The sequence below is a fragment of the Sphingobium sp. R-21 genome, assembly GCF_049913335.1.
Taxonomy (GTDB): Bacteria; Pseudomonadota; Alphaproteobacteria; order Sphingomonadales; family Sphingomonadaceae; genus Sphingobium.
The window spans coordinates 830,273-850,934 of the sequence record NZ_CP184375.1 but is presented as its reverse complement, the minus strand read 5'-3'; the positions used below and the strand labels follow the sequence as shown (position 1 = coordinate 850,934).

22 protein-coding genes and 1 pseudogene are annotated in these 20,662 nt (G+C 61.5%); 16 read left to right on the top strand and 7 right to left on the bottom strand.

From position 1 onward, the window contains the following. Positions 1 to 341: 341 nt before the first annotated feature. The 5 genes from ACN9MX_RS18440 to ACN9MX_RS18420 all read left to right on the top strand — a co-directional run bounded on the left by ACN9MX_RS18440 (position 342) and on the right by ACN9MX_RS18420 (position 7,579). Positions 342 to 851, top strand: a complete 510-nt coding sequence (locus tag ACN9MX_RS18440) for a hypothetical protein (protein ID WP_426387579.1) — start codon at positions 342 to 344, stop codon at positions 849 to 851. A gap of 239 nt (positions 852 to 1,090) precedes the next feature. Beyond that, positions 1,091 to 1,636, top strand: coding sequence for an RNA polymerase sigma factor (locus ACN9MX_RS18435; RefSeq protein ID WP_426387578.1), 546 nt, complete (start codon positions 1,091 to 1,093; stop codon positions 1,634 to 1,636). A 7-nt stretch (positions 1,637 to 1,643) separates the two neighbouring features. After that, positions 1,644 to 2,687: a FecR family protein gene (locus tag ACN9MX_RS18430; protein WP_426387577.1), complete on the top strand. Its 1,044-nt coding sequence runs from the start codon at positions 1,644 to 1,646 to the stop codon at positions 2,685 to 2,687. Between the two features lie 166 nt (positions 2,688 to 2,853). Then, the gene (locus ACN9MX_RS18425) at positions 2,854 to 5,397 is read left to right on the top strand and encodes a TonB-dependent receptor domain-containing protein (protein WP_426387575.1); all 2,544 of its coding nucleotides are present in this window, start codon (positions 2,854 to 2,856) and stop codon (positions 5,395 to 5,397) included. Positions 5,398 to 5,401: 4 nt separating this feature from the next. Beyond that, the gene (locus ACN9MX_RS18420) at positions 5,402 to 7,579 is read left to right on the top strand and encodes an Atxe2 family lasso peptide isopeptidase (protein WP_426387573.1); all 2,178 of its coding nucleotides are present in this window, start codon (positions 5,402 to 5,404) and stop codon (positions 7,577 to 7,579) included. Positions 7,580 to 7,581: 2 nt separating this feature from the next. On the opposite strand, the gene ACN9MX_RS18415 is transcribed toward ACN9MX_RS18420, so the two are convergent. From ACN9MX_RS18415 to ACN9MX_RS18385, 7 genes and pseudogenes are all read right to left on the bottom strand, one after another. Further along, the gene (locus tag ACN9MX_RS18415) at positions 7,582 to 9,369 is read right to left on the bottom strand and encodes an asparagine synthase-related protein (RefSeq protein ID WP_426387572.1); all 1,788 of its coding nucleotides are present in this window, start codon (positions 9,367 to 9,369) and stop codon (positions 7,582 to 7,584) included. Next, positions 9,369 to 10,067: a lasso peptide biosynthesis B2 protein gene (locus tag ACN9MX_RS18410; protein ID WP_426387571.1), complete on the bottom strand. Its 699-nt coding sequence runs from the start codon at positions 10,065 to 10,067 to the stop codon at positions 9,369 to 9,371. Before ACN9MX_RS18410 ends, ACN9MX_RS18415 begins: the two co-directional genes overlap by 1 nt. A 21-nt stretch (positions 10,068 to 10,088) precedes the next feature. Continuing rightward, positions 10,089 to 10,220, bottom strand: coding sequence for a benenodin family lasso peptide (locus ACN9MX_RS18405; protein ID WP_426387569.1), 132 nt, complete (start codon positions 10,218 to 10,220; stop codon positions 10,089 to 10,091). Positions 10,221 to 10,405: 185 nt separating this feature from the next. Then, on the bottom strand, positions 10,406 to 10,780 hold the full coding sequence (locus tag ACN9MX_RS18400) for a hypothetical protein (protein ID WP_426387739.1): 375 nt from the start codon (positions 10,778 to 10,780) through the stop codon (positions 10,406 to 10,408). A 57-nt stretch (positions 10,781 to 10,837) separates the two neighbouring features. Continuing rightward, positions 10,838 to 11,023: pseudogene (locus tag ACN9MX_RS18395) on the bottom strand (GntR family transcriptional regulator); the annotation flags it as partial. 11 nt (positions 11,024 to 11,034) lie between these two features. After that, on the bottom strand, positions 11,035 to 11,454 hold the full coding sequence (locus ACN9MX_RS18390; protein ID WP_426387567.1) for a helix-turn-helix domain-containing protein: 420 nt from the start codon (positions 11,452 to 11,454) through the stop codon (positions 11,035 to 11,037). 148 nt (positions 11,455 to 11,602) lie between these two features. Continuing rightward, the gene (locus ACN9MX_RS18385; protein ID WP_426387566.1) at positions 11,603 to 12,169 is read right to left on the bottom strand and encodes a hypothetical protein; all 567 of its coding nucleotides are present in this window, start codon (positions 12,167 to 12,169) and stop codon (positions 11,603 to 11,605) included. Positions 12,170 to 12,365: 196 nt separating this feature from the next. On the opposite strand from ACN9MX_RS18385, the gene ACN9MX_RS18380 reads away from it, so the two are divergent. From ACN9MX_RS18380 to ACN9MX_RS18330, 11 genes are all read left to right on the top strand, one after another. Then, positions 12,366 to 12,656, top strand: a complete 291-nt coding sequence (locus ACN9MX_RS18380) for a hypothetical protein (RefSeq protein ID WP_426387565.1) — start codon at positions 12,366 to 12,368, stop codon at positions 12,654 to 12,656. Next, on the top strand, positions 12,640 to 13,398 hold the full coding sequence (locus tag ACN9MX_RS18375) for a DsbC family protein (RefSeq protein ID WP_426387564.1): 759 nt from the start codon (positions 12,640 to 12,642) through the stop codon (positions 13,396 to 13,398). The genes ACN9MX_RS18380 and ACN9MX_RS18375 overlap by 17 nt, the downstream gene beginning before the upstream one ends. 165 nt (positions 13,399 to 13,563) lie before the next feature. After that, positions 13,564 to 13,881, top strand: a complete 318-nt coding sequence (locus ACN9MX_RS18370) for a hypothetical protein (protein ID WP_426387563.1) — start codon at positions 13,564 to 13,566, stop codon at positions 13,879 to 13,881. Positions 13,882 to 13,996: 115 nt separating this feature from the next. Continuing rightward, entirely contained in the window at positions 13,997 to 14,263 is a 267-nt protein-coding gene (locus ACN9MX_RS18365) for a hypothetical protein (protein WP_426387562.1), read from the top strand. Between the two features lie 5 nt (positions 14,264 to 14,268). Then, positions 14,269 to 14,901, top strand: coding sequence for a TraE/TraK family type IV conjugative transfer system protein (locus ACN9MX_RS18360; RefSeq protein WP_426387561.1), 633 nt, complete (start codon positions 14,269 to 14,271; stop codon positions 14,899 to 14,901). Then, positions 14,888 to 15,655, top strand: a complete 768-nt coding sequence (locus ACN9MX_RS18355) for a type-F conjugative transfer system secretin TraK (protein WP_426387560.1) — start codon at positions 14,888 to 14,890, stop codon at positions 15,653 to 15,655. Before ACN9MX_RS18360 ends, ACN9MX_RS18355 begins: the two co-directional genes overlap by 14 nt. Beyond that, positions 15,652 to 16,956, top strand: a complete 1,305-nt coding sequence (locus tag ACN9MX_RS18350) for a TraB/VirB10 family protein (protein ID WP_426387559.1) — start codon at positions 15,652 to 15,654, stop codon at positions 16,954 to 16,956. Before ACN9MX_RS18355 ends, ACN9MX_RS18350 begins: the two co-directional genes overlap by 4 nt. A gap of 35 nt (positions 16,957 to 16,991) precedes the next feature. Beyond that, positions 16,992 to 17,603 (top strand): TraV family lipoprotein, encoded by a 612-nt coding sequence (locus ACN9MX_RS18345; protein ID WP_426387558.1) that lies wholly within the window; start codon positions 16,992 to 16,994, stop codon positions 17,601 to 17,603. Further along, on the top strand, positions 17,600 to 20,089 hold the full coding sequence (locus ACN9MX_RS18340; protein ID WP_426387556.1) for a TraC family protein: 2,490 nt from the start codon (positions 17,600 to 17,602) through the stop codon (positions 20,087 to 20,089). Before ACN9MX_RS18345 ends, ACN9MX_RS18340 begins: the two co-directional genes overlap by 4 nt. Further along, positions 20,086 to 20,424 (top strand): hypothetical protein, encoded by a 339-nt coding sequence (locus ACN9MX_RS18335; RefSeq protein WP_426387555.1) that lies wholly within the window; start codon positions 20,086 to 20,088, stop codon positions 20,422 to 20,424. Before ACN9MX_RS18340 ends, ACN9MX_RS18335 begins: the two co-directional genes overlap by 4 nt. Continuing rightward, the gene (locus ACN9MX_RS18330) at positions 20,421 to 20,654 is read left to right on the top strand and encodes a hypothetical protein (protein WP_426387554.1); all 234 of its coding nucleotides are present in this window, start codon (positions 20,421 to 20,423) and stop codon (positions 20,652 to 20,654) included. Before ACN9MX_RS18335 ends, ACN9MX_RS18330 begins: the two co-directional genes overlap by 4 nt. Positions 20,655 to 20,662 lie beyond the last annotated feature (8 nt).

The window sequence follows — 20,662 nt, the reverse complement described above, 5'->3', positions numbered from 1 at the left end:
AGCTTTGGGCGTCAACTGCCTGCGCCGCAGCGTCGGCACTTGCGGCGGCGCCCTGCGGCCGCGTCTGACGGGAGCACCGCCAATCACCTCCAATATGGATATGTATCGAAACGCGCTGCTCCTTTTAGGGCAGGATTCTACAAGAGGCGGCAACGACAGTTGCCATAATCAGCACCACAGATGGAGCGACCGATGAAGTCTCCTGGAAGGGATTTGCGTATAATATTTTTCATTCGTCGTTGAGCCAGCTGGAGGAAAAACAATTGTCGAAGACATATTCACTTGGCTTCCAATGAATCGGTAAACCATGCTTTGCGGCCCGCCGACGGAATTGGGAATATTTGCCGACGATCGCTGGAGATGCGCGCGGATACAGTCAACTGGATAAGCGACGACGCGATCAAGATGGGCGCCTTTACATGAAGCACGAAACAAATTGGTCGACGACCACGCTGGACCGGACCGTCATGACGAACCTCGCATCCAAGGCCCAGCAACTCAAGATCAGACAGTTCGGAAAGGAACTGGTCTCTGCCCCGGGCTTCGAGATGCTGCTCGACCTCTATATGCAAGCAGACCCGCTTCCCCGTTCCTTGACCGCTTTGACCGCAGCGTCGAGCGCTTCGGAACGCAATGCGCTTCGGATCATCCACCGCATGGTGAAGCAAGGGCTGCTGCTGCGATACCGGGATCCATCGGATGGGCGCCGTAAGATCGTCGAATTGACGCCCGAAGCGATCATCGCACTCGACAGCTTCTTCGACCACCTCGTTACCTTCATTAAACCGGCCCATGTCAAACCAGCCCAGCCCAGTCGCCCCGCGCAAATTCACGGCCAGCTCGACGGCTAGCCTCCCTCAAGAAGGCGACTTGCAAGCCTTGGAAATTTGTAGCAACCTTATGCAGCAGCGCGGAAATATGGCTGGGACCCGTTGCAGGATTATCCTACCAGGCATGACAGGTGTCCATCCATGAGGGTTGGGCACACGCATTGGACAGAACCCTGCCGCCTTCTGGTGGCCCTGTCATGTCGTCGAAAATTCATTGCAAATCTTTCGCCTGTTTCCCGGATGGCCGGGCGCGTTGACCGATGTTTCGCCATCGGGATCGGGCGGGGGCGGCTTCGGGTGTCGAAGCACGCCTCGATACAACAACCTTTGATCGCATCTATCGTGTGGAAGCGCCGCGATTGCGCCAATTTCTCAAGCGCCGGATTTGGGCAGAGGAAGATCGCAATGATCTCGTACAGGAAGCATTTTTGCGGCTCTTCGTCTCGCGATCCGGTGCGGCGCAAAGCAATCCGGGCGCTTATCTCCAGGGCATCGTGCGCCATCTTCTGGCGGACCGGGTTCGCGCCTGGGCGAAGGTCCAGCGAAGCCAGCCAATCCAGATCGGAGACGCGATGGAACCGCTAGCGCCCGACGTCGCCGCAGAGATCAGCGATCTGAAACAACGCTATCGCCAGGCCATTGAAGGGCTTCCGCCCAAGACCAAGGAAGTGTATTTGCTGCACCGCTCAGACGAAATTGGCTACAGGCAGATCGCCGAGCAGCTTGGAATCAGCATACGGACTGTGGAGTGGCATGTGGCCCAAGCAATTGTGCGCATCAGCAGGTCCATCGGTCCCAATGTCTGAGCCCGGCATGACATCGGACCCCGCGCGCAGGGACCAGCTTCTGGAAGAAGCGAGCTTGTGGTTCGCGCGGATGCGCGGTCCTGACGCCGAAAGCTTTCGCCCCGAATTCGAGAAATGGCTCTCGCTCGGTGCGGCGCATCTGGGCGCCTATAATCGTGCTGGAGAAATCTTCGCGGTCGGACGGTTCCTTGCGCATGAAAGGGCAGCCAGCAAGGATAAGCCAGTAGACGTCCCTGACACGGCGCCGACTGCCTGGCGTGTCTGGGCCATGGCAGCGGCGCTCGTTCTCGCTTTGGGCGTGACAGGCTGGGTCGCCTTCAACCAGGTGCCCGTCCGCAAGGCCCCAACTTCTGGGCTCTCCAGAGTAGCAACTGTCGATGCCCAGTCCTTCTCGACGGTCGGCGCCGTCGGGCGGAGCGTGAAGCTCGCGGACGGATCTATGGTCGCCCTCGATTCGGACACGATTTTACGCACCCAATTCGACGGAGACCGACGCGAACTGCGGCTCGAGCGCGGCAGCGCGCGATTTGAGGTGGCCCATGAGCGGCGCCCCTTCACGGTGATCGCCGGCGGCGGGCGCGTGACGGCACGTGGCACGATCTTCGATGTCAGCCTGGCTTCGCCCGGCCGCGTCGTGGTCCGCTTGTTGCGCGGCGCCATCGATGTGGAGCGCCCGGAACGGCAACCGCGATCGGGCGCATCATCCGCTCCTGCTGTCACGCGATTGGCCGTCGGAGACGAACTGAGTTTTGCGGTTCCGCTCCAACTAGGTCTATCGCCGCAGCTCGCAGACAATGATGCGGCATCCAGCCAACCAGACTTCTCGCTGATCCGCGAGTTTGACGGCGCACCGCTGTCGGCCGTTGTGTTGGAAGCGAACCGCGATTCCCTCACCGCCATTCGTCTGGCCGATCCCTCGATCGGCGACATCAAGGTTTCCGGCCGCTTCCGGGTCGACAGCCCGGAACAGGTGGCAGGCCGTCTGGCATCCCTCTTCGATCTCAAAGCCCAGCGCGAGGCCCCGAACATGATCGTCCTTCGCCGCAAATAGCGCGTCCTTAAATTTATTTTGGAAAGCCACCCCGTAGATTGCACTTTTGTTGCGATGCTCTCCGTGAAGTCCCGCCAAAAGGGCGGGAATTGAGCGGGGGACGGTGATGGTGCGTATGCGGAATAAGCTTAGGATTCAGCTGCTTCTTGCGGCTGCGGCAGTGCAAGTGACCAATGTGCCGGGTGCGTTCGCGCAGGCGGCAAACAGCCAGGAATATAACCTCCCCGTCGACGATCTTGGAAGCGCGCTCCGGGCCGTCAGCCGTCTCTCGGGTCGCGAGATCATCTTTGATACGGACGCGGTCGCGGGCAAACGCGCGCCACGGCTCCAGGGCCGATTCAATGCCGACAACGCAGTAAAAGCCCTTCTTCGCGGCTCGGGTCTGTTCGCCGAATATCGAAAGGACGTGATCCTGATCCGGGGGCGAACGGAAGCGTCGGGTCTTGCTTCAGATCCGGCGAATGTAGTCGAGCTGTTCGTGACCGGATCGCGTATCCGTGGCACGGAACCTGTTTCACAGGTCATCGCCGCAACCCGCAGCGACATTGTGCGGCGCGGCCGGTCCGATCTCGGCGCCTATGCGCGCGACCTGCCCCAGAATTACAGCGGCGGTCAGAACCCAGGAGTCGTTGGGGCCGGCGCTCAGGGCGGCAACGAGAATCTGACATCCTCGTCGACCCTCAATCTGCGAGGTCTGGGCGCCGACGCTACGCTGACACTCGTGAACGGCCATCGCATCGCTTATGACGGCGTTTCGCAGGGCGTCGACATTTCCTCTATTCCCCTCGCAGCCGTCGACCGGATCGAGATCGTCGCCGACGGAGCGTCAGCCCTTTACGGATCGGACGCGGTGGCAGGCGTCGCCAACATCATCCTGCGACGCGACTTTGAGGGGCTGTGGACCTCGGCCCGCTTCGGGACAACGACGCGAGGCGGCGGAACCGAGCAGCAATATAGTGCCGTCACCGGGAGCAAATGGTCGACCGGCGGCATCCTCGCGACGGCGGATTATCGACATTCCACGGGCATCAGGGCAGACCAGCGCTCCTTTGCCGACAGCGTAGACGGCTCGGCAACCCTCATTCCCCGGCAACGCCAGATCAGCGCTATCGTCTCGGGACACCAGGAATTGGGCGACACAGTGACGTTCGAGTTCGACGGGCAATATAGCAATCGCCGGTCGACGCTTTACCTGCCGAGCTTCGTGGACCAGGATGTTTTCACAAACGGCACCATAACCCGTCCTCGGGTAGAAACCTTCAGCATCACGCCCTCGCTCCGTGTGAGCCTGCCGGGCAGTTGGGAAGCCCGTCTGAATGGGACCTATGGGATCGGCACCAGCAAGGTGCCGGGAGATGTATTCACTAACGGCAGCCATTCCAGCCATCGCGACGTGCGGTATCGCAACGCTACGAAAAATGTCGAAGGTTTCGCGGAAGGTCCCCTCTTTCACCTGCCCGGCGGCGACCTTCGCCTGGCGCTCGGCGCGGGCTATCGATCCGTCAGCCTTGACGCGGACAGCTCACTATCGGTCGGCACCAGCATCACGCCGATCCAATCCTTCGATCGCCATCGCGATGTCGCCTATGCCTTCGGTGAAGTTGCGATCCCGATTGTCGGTGAAGGCAATAGTCTGCCTCTGATCCATTCGCTGCTGCTGACTGGCGCGCTGCGATACGAGAAACATTATGATGTCGGCCATATCGCGGCGCCCAAGGTCGGGATCGTTTATCATCCAGACGGCAGCATCGCCGTTCGGGCGAGCTGGGGCAAATCCTTCAAGGCGCCCACGCTCTACGATCAATCGAGGGGCTATCAGACGCTCCTGCTGCCTGCTTCCTTTTTCGGCGCGAGCAACGCAGGGGCCAATGACAGCGTCCTCTATGCCGCAGGCGGCAACGGTGACCTGAAGCCGGAGAGGGCCACCACCTGGTCCGCGACGGTGGAAGTGTCGCCACAGTTTGACGAAGGATTGAAGATCAGCGGCAGCTATTTTCACATTCGGTACAAGAACCGGGTCGGAACACCCATGAGTTCCCTTTTCGGCCTTTTGACCAATCCACTATACAGCGCGTTTGTCCAGAGTGGCCCGTCGGCGGAAGCTATCGATGCCCTTACTTCCTCTGCCCTGTTCGGGCTGGAGAACCTCACTGGCGGCACCTACGACCCGACCAACGTGATAGCAATCATCGACAACAGACTACAGAACATATCGACGCAGTCGGCGCATGGCTTTGACCTTGCGCTCAACTACAGCATGAAGCTTGGATCGAACGACAAGCTCAATCTCACCGGCTCAGCCAGCTATCTCAAAAGCGACCTTCAGCTTGTCCCCGGGCAGGCGTCCATCCAGAAGGCTGGCACGATTTTCAATCCGCCGCATTGGCGCGCCCAGGCTGGCGGAACATGGGATCATGAACCTTTCAGCCTTACGGTCTTTGGCAGCTATATCGGCGGAACAGTGGACAATCGTCTCGTCAGCCTCTCCCGCGTGAAATCATTCTTCTCGGTCGACCTTGTCGCGCAATGGCGCAGCAGCGCGCCGACGGGGGCGCTCAAGGATGTGGAGGCGAGCCTGTCCGTGTCAAACCTGTTTGACCGAGCGCCCTCCTCCATTCGCAGCGCGAGCAGTGTCGATCCAGGGTTTGATTCAACCAATTATCCCGCAACGGGCCGCGCTGTCAGCCTCACCCTTTCGAAGAAGTGGTGACGCCATGTCGATCAGCATCGCCCTACTTCTCGCTTCGACGTCGGCTGTCCTCGCTCCGGCGCCGGAACAGGCCGTCCAGCAACCGGCTCCGGCGGATTGTGCAAGCCTTGCTCCTCCTTCGCCCTTCAAGCCCGAAGAGTATCGCCGGGCGTTGAGGGCAGAAGATTTGGTTCGTCTGCGTGATTTCGGCCCCGCCAATAATGAAATGCCGGAAAGCAGCCTGTTCGCCATCTCGCCAGACGGGCGGACTGTAGCATTGCAACTGCGCCGAGCCGTCCCGGAAGCCAACCGCTATTGCCTGGGCATGTTCGTCGTCCCGTTGCGCCCCGACGCGAAAGCCCATGCTGTCGATTTTGGCGGTGAATTGATTCGGCTCACGCTCGACGGCTTCGGAAAGAGCGGCAGACCATCGGGCATTCCCCTGCCCATCACGCCGCAATGGTCGAGGGACGGCAAGTCCATCCTGTTCCTCAAACGAGAAAACGGCCCAGCCCAGGTCTGGATTGCCCGCACTGACGGAAGCGACAGCCATGCGCTCACAAACAGCGAGATCGATGTCGAGGCGTTCCTCCTCCTCGCCGACGGGACGAGCCTGGTCTACTCGACCCGACCAGCCCTTATACAGGCAAGGGCCGCGATCGACGCGGAAGGACGCACCGGCTTTCATTATGACGAGCGCTATTCGCCGGTCCTCAGCAATCGTCCGATCGCCAAAGAAGGCCTACCCTATTCCTATACGGCATTTGATCTCGCTAGCGGGACGACCCGTCTAGCGACCGACGCTGAAAGAGCTGCCCTGGACGCCCCTTCTCCCCGCTCGCCGCGGACGGACGATAAAGCTGCAAGCCCTGCTGCCTCTTCCGACGCCTGGCTTTCCACAATGGGATCAACAGAACTGATCCCGGTTGCCCGACCGGCAGTCCGAGCACAGGATGGAAGCGCCATGCACTGTCTCGCTGACAGCTGTGCCAACGCCATTGGCCCGGTGTGGAAAACGGCCGGAGGCAAAACTGTCCGCTTCCTTCACCGCGAAGGATGGGCCAACAATCTGACCGGCGTCTATGAATGGAATTTGGCGTCCGGCCGCGTCCGACGGCTCTATCAGACAAAGGATTATCTCGCCGACTGCCAGCCTCTGGGAGATGATCTGCTGTGCGCGCGCGAGCAATCGCTGGTTCCCAGACATCTCGTCCGACTCGACCTCAGACGGGCACGGACGGAGACGGTTTTTGACCCCAATCCCGAGTTCGCGCGCCTCTCGCTGGGCAAGGTCGAGCGCGTCTACAGCCGCAATGCATTAGGCTTTCAAAGCTTCGCAGATCTGGTCTACCCGGTCGGCTACCGTCCAGGCAGGTCCTACCCCACCATTGTCGTGCAATATATATCGAGGGGCTTCTTGCGTGGTGGCACCGGGGACGAATTCCCGATCCAGCTATATGCCAATGCCGGTTATGCGGTTCTAAGTGTCAATCGCCCGGTATCAGTCGGGCTCGACGGCACCGCGAAGAGCGCCGACGAAGTCAACGCCAAGAACCTTGTCGATTTCGCGGAGCGTCGCAGCATATTATCGTCCGTCGAGGTCGCACTCAATGCGCTCATCCAGCGGGGCATCGTCGATCGAAATCGCATCGGGATCACGGGACTGAGCGATGGGTCATCGACGGTCCAATTTGCTGCGCTACACAGCAAGCTTTTCGCTGCGGGAGCCGTCGCTTCATGTTGCTCGGATCCCATGCAGGATGCTGTATTCGGTCCCGACACCGCCGCAATGCTGAACCGCATCGGATGGCCGCGTCTGATCGACGATGCGCCGGCCTTCTGGTCGCAAATCTCGATCGCCCGAAATGCAAGGAAAATGCGGTTTCCGTTGCTGCTCAATAGTCCCGACGACGAATATCTTTCGACCCTCCAGGGCTATACCGCGCTTCGTCAAGCCGGTTCCCCGGTGGACATGTTTGTCTTTCCCGACGAACATCACATCAAATGGCAGCCAGCGCATCGATTAGCCGTCTACGAGCGGTCGCTGGACTGGTTCAATTTCTGGATCAAGCGCGAGCTGCCTCCAAGCGGTCGGCGGCTTGCGGAAGCCCAATATTGGCAGACGCTGCGTGACCCGCAACAAAGATCGAATGAAAGCGCCATGTATCCAGCTACTCCCGTAATCGAAGGCAAAGGTGGCTGACCTCATCCCACACCCTTCCGCGCATCCAACTGCCCTGTTTGCCATTGCCCGGAGCGCGATTGCCAACCGTCGATCCAGGCCTCGGTATCGAGGAGAAAGAGAAGGCGAACATATTCGATGCCTCTGCCCAAACGAGATGGTTCGAGAGCGCGCTCAACCGCCGGCCGATCGATAATGCGATGGGCAGCCAACTGACCATCAAGCAGGCGTTCCTTCACCGCTGGCAGATTGGCCTGGAGTATCTCGATCGCGAAACTGTCGGGGCCGCCTTTGACCCGGCGGTCGAGGATCGATGGGGGAAGCCGATCAGCGAAGCCTGCACGCGCAACCGATCGATCGACGCCGCCCCGACAGACGTACCAGCTTGGTATCGAGAGGCATGTCTCGACCACCGGCTGCGACAGCAGCGGCGCGACGGGCGTGAAGGGTAACCGACGATCATAGCCATGGAGATAATGCTGGGCGCGCAATATCATCCCTACATGCGCAGCTTTTCCGGGAAGCGCCTTGGCCGGCGTCTCTAGCCAGGCATGGGTCGGCGGCAACGCGGTCACTATATCGAGGACATCGCGCGAGAGAAATTCGGGATCAAACTTCCAGCGATATTTCTGGCTTCCGCGCCGCGGCACACGCAAGGCATGGCGCAGCACCTCCCATGCGCTCGCACCGGTCAATGCGGCAATATCGCGCCAGGTCGTCAGCAGATCACCGTTGAGTCCTAAAGAGAGATATTGGTCGACAAGCGGCCGGGCGGAATGGGTGAAATGGAAGACATTGTCGCCTCCGCTCCCGGTATAGAAGGCGTCAGCCCCCTTCTCACTGATCAGACGCAGAAGCGGCGCATCGTAAGCGAGGCCCTGGGTCCGTCCACCGGGGCGCGGCAGATGAGCAAAGCTTGAGACGCCTATGTCGGCGTCGGCCAGCGCATAGGTGAAAGCGGTAAGCCGTAAACCAAGCGCGTCGCATAACGCGCGGGCATAGGGCTCCTCATTGCCCTTGGGCTCAACGGTCGCCATGGTAAAGCAATCCAGGTCGAGCGCGCCCGAAAGCGAGGCAGCGACGATGGACGAATCGAGCCCGCCGGAAACGGCGAGAACCGCTTTGCTGTGAGTCGCGCCCCAGCTTCGGATGCAATTATGGACAACCCGTTCCAGCCGCTCAGCCTGCGCATCGGGACTGATTCTGAGGTCATGGGCAACAAAATCCCATGGCGACCAGCGCGAACTTGCCGTGACGCCCTCGTCGGTGATGCTGGCCATATTGCCGGCGAGCAGTTCCATCACCCCTTGCAGCGCCGTTTCGCGCAGTGGCAGGTCATTGGCATAGAGCGTTTGCGCGACGAAGCCCCAGTCGATCCGAGGGCTGACCAGGCCGGCCGCCACCAGCAATTCGGCATCCGAGGCAAAAGCGATCGCCTCGGCGGAACTGCTATAATAGCAGGGCATGCTGCCGGAGGGATCCCTGAGGATCGCTGACCGCCCCGCCTCGTTCACGATCGCGGCATAGGATCCCCAATATCTACTGAAGAGCGTGTCGACCGTCTCGTGGCTGAGCGCAGCGGCATCGGCGGCATCAAGAGCGGTAATCGCAGGCCCGACGCCGTGGCGATGGAAGAGATCGCCGATGATCAGACCGTTGGGGAAAGTCAGGGGCGGTTTCGCCGCATCGGTCAGGACATGCAATGATCCAAAGCCATGGTGTCCGGTAAGCCCCGTTGCCGCGGCTATCTGACCGATAGCCAATTGGTGGCGGCTCCCGCGCGGGATCAGGATCAGATAGCGGTGGGCCATTATATCTCCAATATGGGGGTAAACTGGCGAATGCGCTCGACACGGTCGTTGATCACCATGTCGTCAAGCTGGACCCAGCAATGCGCTGCGAACGGGTTGACGCTGACACCGATGACAAGGGTTGCGGGAACGCCTCGATCGAGACAAAGACGATGGAAAGCGATGGATTGAGGCAAGCACTGATTCCTCGCCCGAAAGACCGGGGCTGTCGACGCGAAGGCCGCCAGGACGAGCGAAATCTCACCTGAAGGATCGGGAGCAACGGAAGTCAGCGATGCCTTGCGCTCGCGGACATTCTTGAGAACCGTCGCGAAGGGTTGGCCCCGCACCTTTCTCGCGGCCCGATATCTGTGCGCGAGCGCCTGGGCACCCGCAAAAAAGGAGGGCTTTACTGGCCGCCGATGGAAATCCTGCTTTGCCGGGATCATCTCATAGGGTTGGGTGATCAAGCCTGGAACGTCCGCGGGCACCAGCAACCCGGCCGACAGCAGAGGTTCAAGTGCCTTGCTCGTTGGTTCGACGGGCGCGCCGTCGTGGGTCAGTGCCTGAAATGCCCGATCGACCTCCGCCGAAACGGCAAAATAGCGATTGGCTTTGACGTCCAAAAAAATTGTCCGTCCGACACATGTGCAATAATGAAGCCCATCTCGCAATCGAACATGCATGATAAAAATCCGACAATTGGGCGCACGTCCCAAAAGGACGTGCGCTCCTGTTGATCAATCGTCGGAAATGCCGCCTGCGATCGACCGGCCCTGCTGCTGGTCGAGCACCAGGAATTGGCCACCCTTCGTTTCCTCGGTGGCAACACCCAGATCGATGAGATCTTCATGGGTTTCGATATTCTGCATCACACATTCCTTCACATCAGCCGCGAAGATTTGCGGCCTGCTCACAATAGGCCAGAGAACACAGCGAATTTCCCGGATATTTCTCGACACCTTGGCGCGAAATATCCTGCCCCACCGTCGTGCTGATGCATTCAGAAACTAAGAAATCAACATCTCATTGATTTATAACGACATTATGATCCATCTTAAGACTGGCTTTGGCTTTCATCTTCGGCAGCCAAGCGGCGGATTCTCCGCAGATGATAGGACTCCAATCGCCGTCGCATGTTTTTATGGAGGTCTGCCACGTCCGATTTCACCAGCGTTCGAAGTTCCTTAAGAGCGGCCGGCACATTGGTTGTCTCGGCGATGCGCGCATAGTGCAGCCGTTCGTTCATGAGCCGAATATCGTCCACAACACGCGGGTTGGATGTCGCGGCGGCGATCGATGTGAAAATTTCGGTCGCGAGTTGGGCGATGCCGACCGTCCCCAGTGCCGCGATTGCGCCGTCAAATCGCTGCAATGCCTGGCGCAACGTGGACGTCTTCAAGCCCGCGGCAATGGCGATGAGCGTCTGCATGTGCCAGGATTGCTGGTCGCAAATGGATGTCGGCTCGTGAACCGGGACCATGAAGCCGCTTTCCGAATGGTGGACGAAAATGCCTTGTCCAACCAGGATGCAGGCGGCTTCGCGGACCGGGGTCTTGCTGGCGGCGTGCCGATCGGCAATATCCTGGATGTCCAGCCTGCGTCCCGGCACGAAGATTCCAGCCATATAATCGGCCTTCAGCGCGTTATAAATTCGTTCCTGGACGAAGGGCATAGCTGCCGCCATCAGAATTTTGCTCCTGTATCGCCCGGGGGTGACTGCCAGGCCGGCGTCAGCGCGCGGGTCAGATGGTCGAGGTTCCGCCTCGAAATCATTTCGATGCACAGGCGCTCGATTTCGCCCATATCACCCGTGGCAAGTTGACGGGGAAAGCTCATCTTCTGCCCCGCGAACAGGAGCGGGATAAGGATGTGTCCGGTGGACAGATCCAGCCGATAGGCGCAGAGGAGATGGTCATCAAGTCGTGACCTGGGGTTCCCAGATTCGATTTCACGCAACCAACGCACGCCCATGCCCAGTTCTCGTGCAAGCTGGCTTTGCGTTATCCGTCTTTTCTTCCGTGCTTCCTCAATTCTCCGTCCTGATTGTAGCTTGATATACAATAGCGGGAATTCAGCAACGGAAGTCGCGTCTTCATGCGACATACCGTATCTCCTTTATGGAGGAACCGCCCGACAATGCCCTAGCGAAATCAAGTACTAGGTGTGCATACCACCACTGTCAAACAGAACATCGGTCAAATTGTCGGGATCGTCTGACCATATCCCATTGCATAACTTTACTCCGAACCGATCATACTGACCGATCCGGAAACTGGGACCGCAAATAGGCTTCCATTATCGCCGGCTGCGCGGCTCTCGCCAGTTCATGAAGCGCGAGAATGTAGATCGTGCCGAGCGTCGGGGGCGACCGCTCTGGCGCCGCCTGTTTGACGCGCTCTACGATGCCCGTGGCGACGGACCAGAGGCGGTGCGGTGCCCCGACATGATGCTCCTGCTCACCGCTATAGCGGCTCACATCCAGGCTGGCGAGGAGTGCCAATAGCCGGGCGGCCGGAATGGTGCCGAGATGATCGACCGCGACATGAAGCGTGGTCCCCCATGCGATCAATGCGCGGGTCGTGCGAATCAGATGACAATGGGTATCGATCAGCGTGTCTATTCCGGCCTGCGAAAGTTTGAGCTTAAAGCTGCGCGTGGCACGACTCATCTTGCAATCTCCCTGCCCTGCCTGTCTGAAGACTTCGCCATTGGGCCAGGCGAAGCCGCTTTCCTTGGATTGTCGACGCAATAACGGCAATAAAGTGCCGAATTCTTTCAACATCCGCCCATTTTGACCAACTTGGGCGGCGAGCGCCATTTCCGGGACATTTGCGCTTTCTTTCGCCGGTTCGGCATTTCAGTGCCCTGCCCCTTGCGGAGCCCGATCGGGCAGGTCATGCCATGGTCACGGAGCGATTGATCGCAGCCACCCCACGGGCGCGCTGACGACCATCAAACCGTCACAGTCCCATTTTCATCCATTGCGCGATCGGGCGCCACGGGAGACGCATGCCATGCGCTTACCAGATACCAGTTTCATGGTCGCGGCGGCAGTCCTGCCGCTGTTGGGCAACAGCCCCTTATTGGCCAAGGCAGCCGGAAGCGCGGCGCCAGCCCATGCGAGTAGCACTGCGGCGTCCAATATCATCATCCAGGGCAGCACCGGCTTCGTCATCCAGAAGGCGACTACCGATGCGGAGATCGCTCCTGTGATCGGCCTCGGTCGGACGATCAAGCTCGATAGCCGACTGGTTCGCCGTTCGGCCCCCATTATCGCAGGAGGCGAACATGCGCTGGGCCAGTGAATTTATCGCAACGTCCCTCGCCTGTGTGGCCATTCCAGCGATCGCGCAGGCACCGAAGGTTGAACCCCTCGCCAGCGCCGCAGCTTTGGCTGAGCAGGAACTCAAACAGAGCTTCACGAACCTTCAATTTGAGGATTTCGGCCCTTCCCCCGTCAAGGGTCCGATCTACCAGGCTCTGGCAGGCGGGCGCGTCATCTATTTCGCACCGGAAAGCGAGCATCTGCTGTTCGCCGCAGTCTATGACAGGAACGGGACCAACCTTACCGCCCTCGCCCAGGATGCAGGTGCCCGCAAGCGTCTTGCCGCGATCGATCCCGCCGACGCGTTGGTGATCGGCCCAGTGGGTGCGCCCAAGGTCATCGAATTCACCGATCCTGATTGTCCCTATTGCAGGGCGCTCGATCGCTTCTGGATGACCAAGGCGGCGGAAGGGAAGCCGGTCCAGCGGCTCATCTATTTCGTGAGCGGCATCCATCCCGAGGCGGCCGCGAAGGCCGAGCATATTCTCTGCTCCCCCGACAGGGAAGCGACCTTCAAGGCCATCTATGCAGGCGCGAAGCCCGCCAATTTAAGAAAATGCGATGCGGGCGCGAAGAAGATCGGGCGCGACGCCGAAGCGGTTCGCAAAATGGGCGTTTCCGGCACGCCGACGCTCATCGTCGATGGCAAGCTGGTGTCGGGCTTCCAGCAAGCCGAGCTCGAGGCATTCCTCGATAGCGCGCCCAAGCGCCCACCCTCCTGATCCGATCTACGGCACGGGCGCCGCAGCCGGGCTGGCGAGCGCGCCTGATATCGAATGCCGGCGGACGCGCCATCCGAGCCGTCCAGCACGCCCGTCGGCCGGGACGATCCTGAAAAGTCGCCACCGGCAAGCATCGGATGGCTCCATTCACGAAGGAGACTGCACATGATGACATTGCTCCGGGGAAGGACGTTCCGCACGATCGACGCGGCTGTCCTTTTCCTCCTGGCCGCGATCGCCGCGACCGGGATCGCCCACGCCTTCCAGGCGCCGGCTGCCGGCGATCTCGGCTACGACATTTACGACATCGTCGTAAACCAGGGCGTCAAAGGCCCGTTGGGTTTCGTCGGCGGGGTCGCGGCCTTTCTGTTCGGCGTCTCGCGCCTGTTCTCGAACATCATGATCGGCATCCCGACGATCGTGGCGGCGGTCTGCCTCATCAAGGCGGACTCGATCCTCCAGACCTTCGGCATGGTCATCTGAACCTCGGCGTCACCGGCGCCGGCCCTCCCGGCGCCGGTGACGCCAACCAAGACCGAGGGCGATGGTCGCCTTTGGGAGTTCACGCGAACGCGTGACGAAGCAAGGGAGAAGAGCGTTGGACGAACGTCTGCCCCAGTTCCTGCATCGGCCGGTCCAGATTCTCTGGTTCGACAGTCAGGAGTTCATCATGGTGATGAGCACGATCTTCGTCGCCGTCATCGTCGGCGGGATCATCGGATGGGCGTTCATCGGCGCTCTTCTCCTCTTCATTCCCTGGAAGCGCACCAAACCGAGAGGGTTCATCCAGCACCTTGCCTGGCGCTGGGGCCTCGTCCGCTTCCCTCATTATCCGGGTCCGACCCAGACCCGCTTTTTCGAGTAGGTCCGATGCCCTCCATCTTCCGGCGCAAATCCGACGTGGACATGATCGGCGACGTAAGGCCGAGCTGGCATCTCCACCGCTACCTTCAAGGGTCGGCCAATCTCTTCGAGGAGAACCGCCTGCTCAAGGTCGCGATCGGCGGCATGTTCGGGATCACCGCCATTCTCGGCACGGTCCTCTACACCTCGAACCAGAACCAGCGAACCGTCATTGTCCCCTTCGGCGCAGGCGGAGACCTCTATGTCACCGGCAACAAGCCATCGCCGACCTATTTGCGGACCATCACCTTCAACATTGTCAGCCTGGCGGGCACCTATTCCGCCTATTCGGCCGACCGGCAGTTCCAGGAGCTGCTCAGCATCGTGCATCCCAGCGCCTATAATGCGCTGCGCGACAGCCTGAACCGGCTTCTCGATGAACTGGGCAACAACCCGACCCTGTCGATCGCCACCTATATTCGGAGCGATCAGCCCGTCACTTACACCGGCTCCGAGATCGTCGTTCCGGTCGAAAAGGTCCGCGTCATCGGCGGCGTCATCCGCAAGTTCCGGGGCAATCTCCGCATTCGCTACGCGCTGGAAAATGGCCGCTTCTGGCTGACCGCGCTCCAGGAGGAAAATTTCAATGCCGATCTCTGACAAGCGAGTCTGGCGCCTCGGCGTCGCGGCCTTCCTCTCGATCGCAGCCCCCGCGTTCGGGCAGTCGGTCACCGCCCTCCCCGACCAGACAAGCCGCATCCGGCTATCCAATCGCGACGTCAATCATGTGGTCTGCGTCGGCGGCGACATTGAGGACGTCAAATTCTCCGCCGAAAAGGGCCTCGCGGTCGAACGGGGCGGCTCGGACGCCTGGATCAAGTTCCTGGTTCAGGAGACCGAGGATCAGGGCACGAAGACGCGCAGCTATGTGACGGCGCCTTCGGAATTCTTCGTCTCCTGCAACGGCGCCATCTATCCGCTTTACGCCGAGCCGTCCGACATCCCGGCACAGACGGTCTCACTCGTACCGGGCGCCACGCAGCGCGCCAAAGCCAATGAAGCGCTGCTAGGGCCACTCGTGGAAGAAGAACGTGCGGTCGGCATTGCGCTTGCGATCCTGCAGGACCGCGTTCCGGCATCCTTCATCGAGGTCGCGCCTTCGCGGGAGGCCGTGCCGATCGCCGACGCACCCGGCCTCCTCGTGCGGGAACGGCGACGCCTGGAGATCGACGGCGCCGGCCTCTCGGTCAGCGAATATCTGGTCAGCAGCGGTGCCGCCGCATCGCTCGATGAGCGCCGCTTCCTCGACCGCAGCCTTGGGGCCGACATTTTCGCCGTAACCCTCGATCGTCTGACCGTGGGGCCTCGCGAGACGGCCCGGCTGATCATCGTGCGCAGGAGCATTCAGCCATGACCGCGTCAAATCCCGGCGATGCCGGCCACCCCGCTCCCCCTCCGGTGGACGCTCCTCATGGCGGGCAGCCCGACGAAGCGCCGGAATATCGCCCGGCCCTTCTCGACCTGCGCGCCCAATGGTCGCGGCTGACATCGGACCAGAAGCTGCGCGCAAAGCAGCTGGCGGTGGTGTCCACCGTGGGGCTGCTGGGCCTCGGGCTCTACACGGCGAGTTCGAGCGGCGACAAGGAGGTCGCCAAGGCACCCGAAGCCTCCAAGCTCGACATGGGCGCGGGCCTTCGCGGCGACAGTCTGGAGGTGAAGCTCCGGGGTGACCTGCAGAAGATCCTCGACGGGCAGAATCTCCTGGGCGATCGCGTCACCGCGATCGAAGAGGGAAAGGTCGTGCCCCATGACGGAGCCGGCACTGACCCGCTCCCGCAGACTGGTGGAGATGGTCTGCCACCGGCGCTTCCGGGCGACGTCCCGGCCTATCCGCCCGCGCCGCCCGAAGCCCAGACGGCGGCCAGCGAGATACCGCCGCCGCCGATCGCGCCGGCACCCGCGGCCCCTCCCGCCCCGCCTACCGAGCGCCAGGTCGGTGCCATCGGCGCCGCGGTCACCGCCGCGGCCGAGGGAGGCGCGGCCGGCGGGGCGCGGTCAAAAAAAGCCAATCGGACGATATATTTGCCGCCTGGTTTCATGAAGGCACGTCTCCTGACCGGGATCGACGCGCTGGCGAGCCGGGACGCCACGACCAACCCTGAGCCGATCATCGCCCGGGTGCAGGCACCAGCGGTGCTGCCCAATGATGTCAAGGCCAACCTCGCCGGCTGCTTCGTCATCGGCAATGCGACGGGCAGCCTCGCCAAGGAGCGCGTCGAGGTGCAGCTCGTCTCGATCTCCTGCGTCGATTTCGACGAGCATGCCGTGGTCGATCAGGCGATCAAAGGCTTCTTCGTCGATGCCGACGGCAAGAAGGGCCTGTCGGGCAAGGTCGTGACCCGCGCCGGCGCCACACTCGCCCGCTCCTTCATCGCCGGCACCATCGCCGGGATTTCCCAGTCGGTAGAAGGCTCGTTCGGAAGTCTCTCGACCTCCGCGCTCGGCAGCATCCGATCGCTCGATGCCGATGACGCGGTCAAATCCGGCGTGGCGGGCGGTCTCTCCAAATCGTCCGACAAGCTCACCGACTTCTATCTCGACCTAGCCCGCCAGGCCGGCCCGGTCGTCGAAGTCGGCGCCGCCAAGGAAGTGGTCGTGGTCATCCAGGAAGGCCTCGCCCTCGAAATCAAGCCTTCGGTCGGAGCCAAATTCTGATGCTCCCCCGCAAGTCCATCACAGGAAAGACCGTCATGCTTCTCCCCTTCCCCGGCATGCCTCGCTGCCGCCTGCTCCTTTCTCCCACCATCCTGCTCCTCGGTGGATGCACCACCATCGGCTCGATGATGTCGCCCTATTCGGAGAAATTCTCCTGCAAGAATGACGATCATGGCCAGTGCATCCATCCCGAGCGGGCCTATGAAGAGGCCGTCGCCGGGGTCAATTCCAAGTCCGACCCCCGCGTGACGAACGACAAGGCCCTGCTGCGCGATACCCATCGGGGCATGCGGACCAAGGCTGGCCGCCGGCAGACGCCCGAGGCCTGGGGCAGCTATCGCGACAGCGTCTATCAGGAATTGAAGGGCCTCATCGACGCGCCGACGACGCCGATGCTGAAACCCGCACAGACGGTCCGCACGCTCATCCTGCCTTATGCGGATCGCCAGCGGCCCGATCGCCTTTACATGCCGCGCTATGTCTATTCGGTGGTCGACCGGCCCGTCTGGGTGGTGGGCGGAACCTTGATCGGCGCGCCGCCCCAGCCATCGCGCGAGCCGGTGCTCGGCCAGCGGAAAGAGATGGGCGCCAGCAATGGCGATGCTTCCGTCCCCGCCTCGGCTTTGCCGCAGGGGGCCCGGCCATGACCCGAGCGTCAAGCAATCTGAGCTATGCGCGCCTGCGCAATGCGGTCCGGCGCGACAGCTATTCCAACCATTTGCCCCTCGTAGCCTGGAATCCAGACACAGAGGCTTTTCTCTGCATCGACGACAGCTGGGGCCATGCCTGGGAGCTGATTCCCACCGCCTATATGTTCAGCCATGTTCACGCGGCGCTGCTGGGGCTTCTCAACATCCAGTTCCCGGATGGAACGGTCCTTCAGATCCACACCTTCGCCGACCCGCTGATCGACGAGGCGCTCGATGCCTTTCTCGATCTCAAGACCCGCGACGATCCTCTCATCCAGGCATCGGCTCGGCGGACCCGCGATTATCTCAGCCGGGGTCGTCATGGCCTTGAGGCCCTGCATGACATTCCGGTGCGCAATTTCCGCACGCTGCTGTCGATCAAGACACGACGGCCGCTCGGCGAGGATTTGCGCCGGCAGGTCGAGGAGCAGCTTTCCAAGCTCGGCATCAGGCGGATGCCGCCTGAAGAGATGGTCGCCTTCTATCGCCGCATCTTCAATGGCGTGGCCCATGCTGCGCCGGGGGTGTTCGCGGACGGCGGCACGGTCGGCGCGCCGCCGATCGCCAAGCAGATCATCGATGCCGGCCCCGATCTTCTGTTCGAGGGACCGGAAGTCTTCCTCGGCAACCAGGTCGCGCGCTGCCTCACCCCCAAGGCCCCTTCACGCAGGATCACGGCCGAACGCGCCAACCGGCTGATGGGCGGCATGCGCGGCTCGTCGGAAGACAGCGACCAGATTGGCGGGCCTTTCCTCTACACGCTCAACATCCTCTTCGATCATAGCCAGTTCGAGATCCACAAACGGGCGCAGATCCTCTCGGCGCAGAAAGCGGCGGGAAGCTTTGCGATCGAGGTCGGCAAGCAGATCGACGAGATTGGCTGGATCCTCGACGAGGCCAGCAATTCCCGCTTCGTCCGCGTCATTCCCTGCCTCTGGGTGTTCGGGCGCGACCGCGCCCACGCCCGCGAGCTCGCCGCGCGCGCCAAGCGTCTCTGGGAAAGCGAGCCCCTGCCCTTCTCGATGCAGGAGGAAAGCTATCTCAACTCGACGCTGCTGGTGATGGCGCTCCCGTTCGGCCTCTATCCCGACCGGTCGACTCTCCGAATGCTGGAGCGCGATTTCCGCATGCCAGTAAAGGCGGCGGTGCTGATGGCGCCGGTGCAGACCGATTTTCGCGGCGGCGGGCGACCGGCGCTCCTCTATACCGGGCGCAAGGGCCAGCTCATCACGCTCGATCTCTTCGATCCGCGCATCAACAATTATAATTTCATCGTCTCGGCCGAAAGCGGCGCGGGCAAGAGCTTCCTCCTCAACAATCTCTGCCAGCAATATTATGCCTGCGGCGCGCTCATCCGCATCATCGACATTGGCGGCAGCTACCGCAAGCTCTGCACCCTCTGCTCGGGCCGCTATATCGACATCGGGGAGGAGCAGCTCGTCCTCAATCCCTTCGACATGGGCCTCGCGCTCGACGGCGACGACAAGCAGTCGGCGATCACCATGGCGGTGGCCATCGTCGCGGAAATGGCGAACGCCTCGACGCGCAAGGGCGTCTCGACCTCCGAATGGAACCTCCTCAAATCCGCCGTGCAGTGGACGATCGACGGAGGCCGGGCCGATCGCGGCATCGATGCCGTGCGGGACTGGCTCGGCACCTATCCCGCTCATGCCGGCAGCGACCTCGACCGGGTCGAGCATTTGATCCCGGTCGCCCGCGAACTGGCCTTCAACCTGCGGGATTTCGGGTCGGACGGCGCCTATGGTCATTATTTCAACGGGCCTTCCACCCTCGACATCCGCTCGGACGAATTTGTGGTGCTCGAACTTGAGCGCCTCAAATCCATGCCCGACCTCTTCAACGTCATCGTGATGGTGGTGGTGAATGCGGTGACGCAGGAACTCTACCTCTCCGCGCGCGACCGCCCGCGCTTTGTCCTCTGCGATGAAGCCGCCCAGTTCATGACCCGGACCGACGGCCAGGATCTCTCGCGGCTCGCCGAAGCCTTCGGCCAGGGCTACAGGCGGGCGCGCAAATATCGCGGTTCCTTCGGCATCGTGCTCCAGAGCCTCAACGACCTGATGCTGTTCGGGGGAACGGGCCAGGTGATTTTGGAAAATGCAGCGACGCGCTTCCTTCTCCAGGGTTCGACCTACAACAAGGCAGTCGACAACAAGATTCTCGAATATTCGGGCTTCGTTCTCGACCTCTTGAAATCAGTCCGCAACTCCAAGCCCAATTACAGCGAAGTCTTCATCGACTCCCCACTTGGTCTCGGCATTGCCCGGCTTGTCGTCGATCCCTTTTCCTACTGGATCAACACGTCTGCGCCCGATGAGGTCGCGGCTTTCGAGGGGCTGATGCGCCAGGGCCTTTCACCGCTCGAGGCGGTCTGCCGGCTGGCCGGCGTGGATCCTGCCGAAGTAACGGGAGGTCTCGCATGACAATGCCCACACACATGCTCGCGCAGCAAGCCGAACGCGCCATCAGCCCGGCACCCGATGACGATCTCATCGAGCGGCTCGTGCGGGAGCGGATGGCGGAACGCTTCGAGAATGAGGCCTTCCAATGGCGCTTTCGGCTGATCGCCGTCGAGACCGTCCTCATGGGGCTTCTGGTGCTGACCGTCGGGCTGGTGCTGCGGCAGCCCACCCCGCTCGTCCTGCGCGCCAGTATCCTTGTCTCGGCATCCTGCCTGATCAGCGGCATCTGCCTCCTCGAACTGTCGAAATGGACCACGCGCCTTGTCGACCGCATCAAGAGGCGCTGGCGGCCATGAACGGACTTGTCTCGGCCACGCCCTCCCCATCGGCGGTCCGCCTGGCGCTCGGCGGCTTCCTGTTGCTGCTGGCCCAAAGCGCGATGCTCCTCCTCAGTCCTACGCTCGACACCAGCGGACGCCTGTTGATCGGGGTCTTTGGCCTGATCGCACTGGCGGCGCTGGTCCTGGCACTGGTGGGGCCGCCAGAACCTCCTGCCCAGCCCTGGAGGTGTCGCCATGACCGTTGATCCCCTGC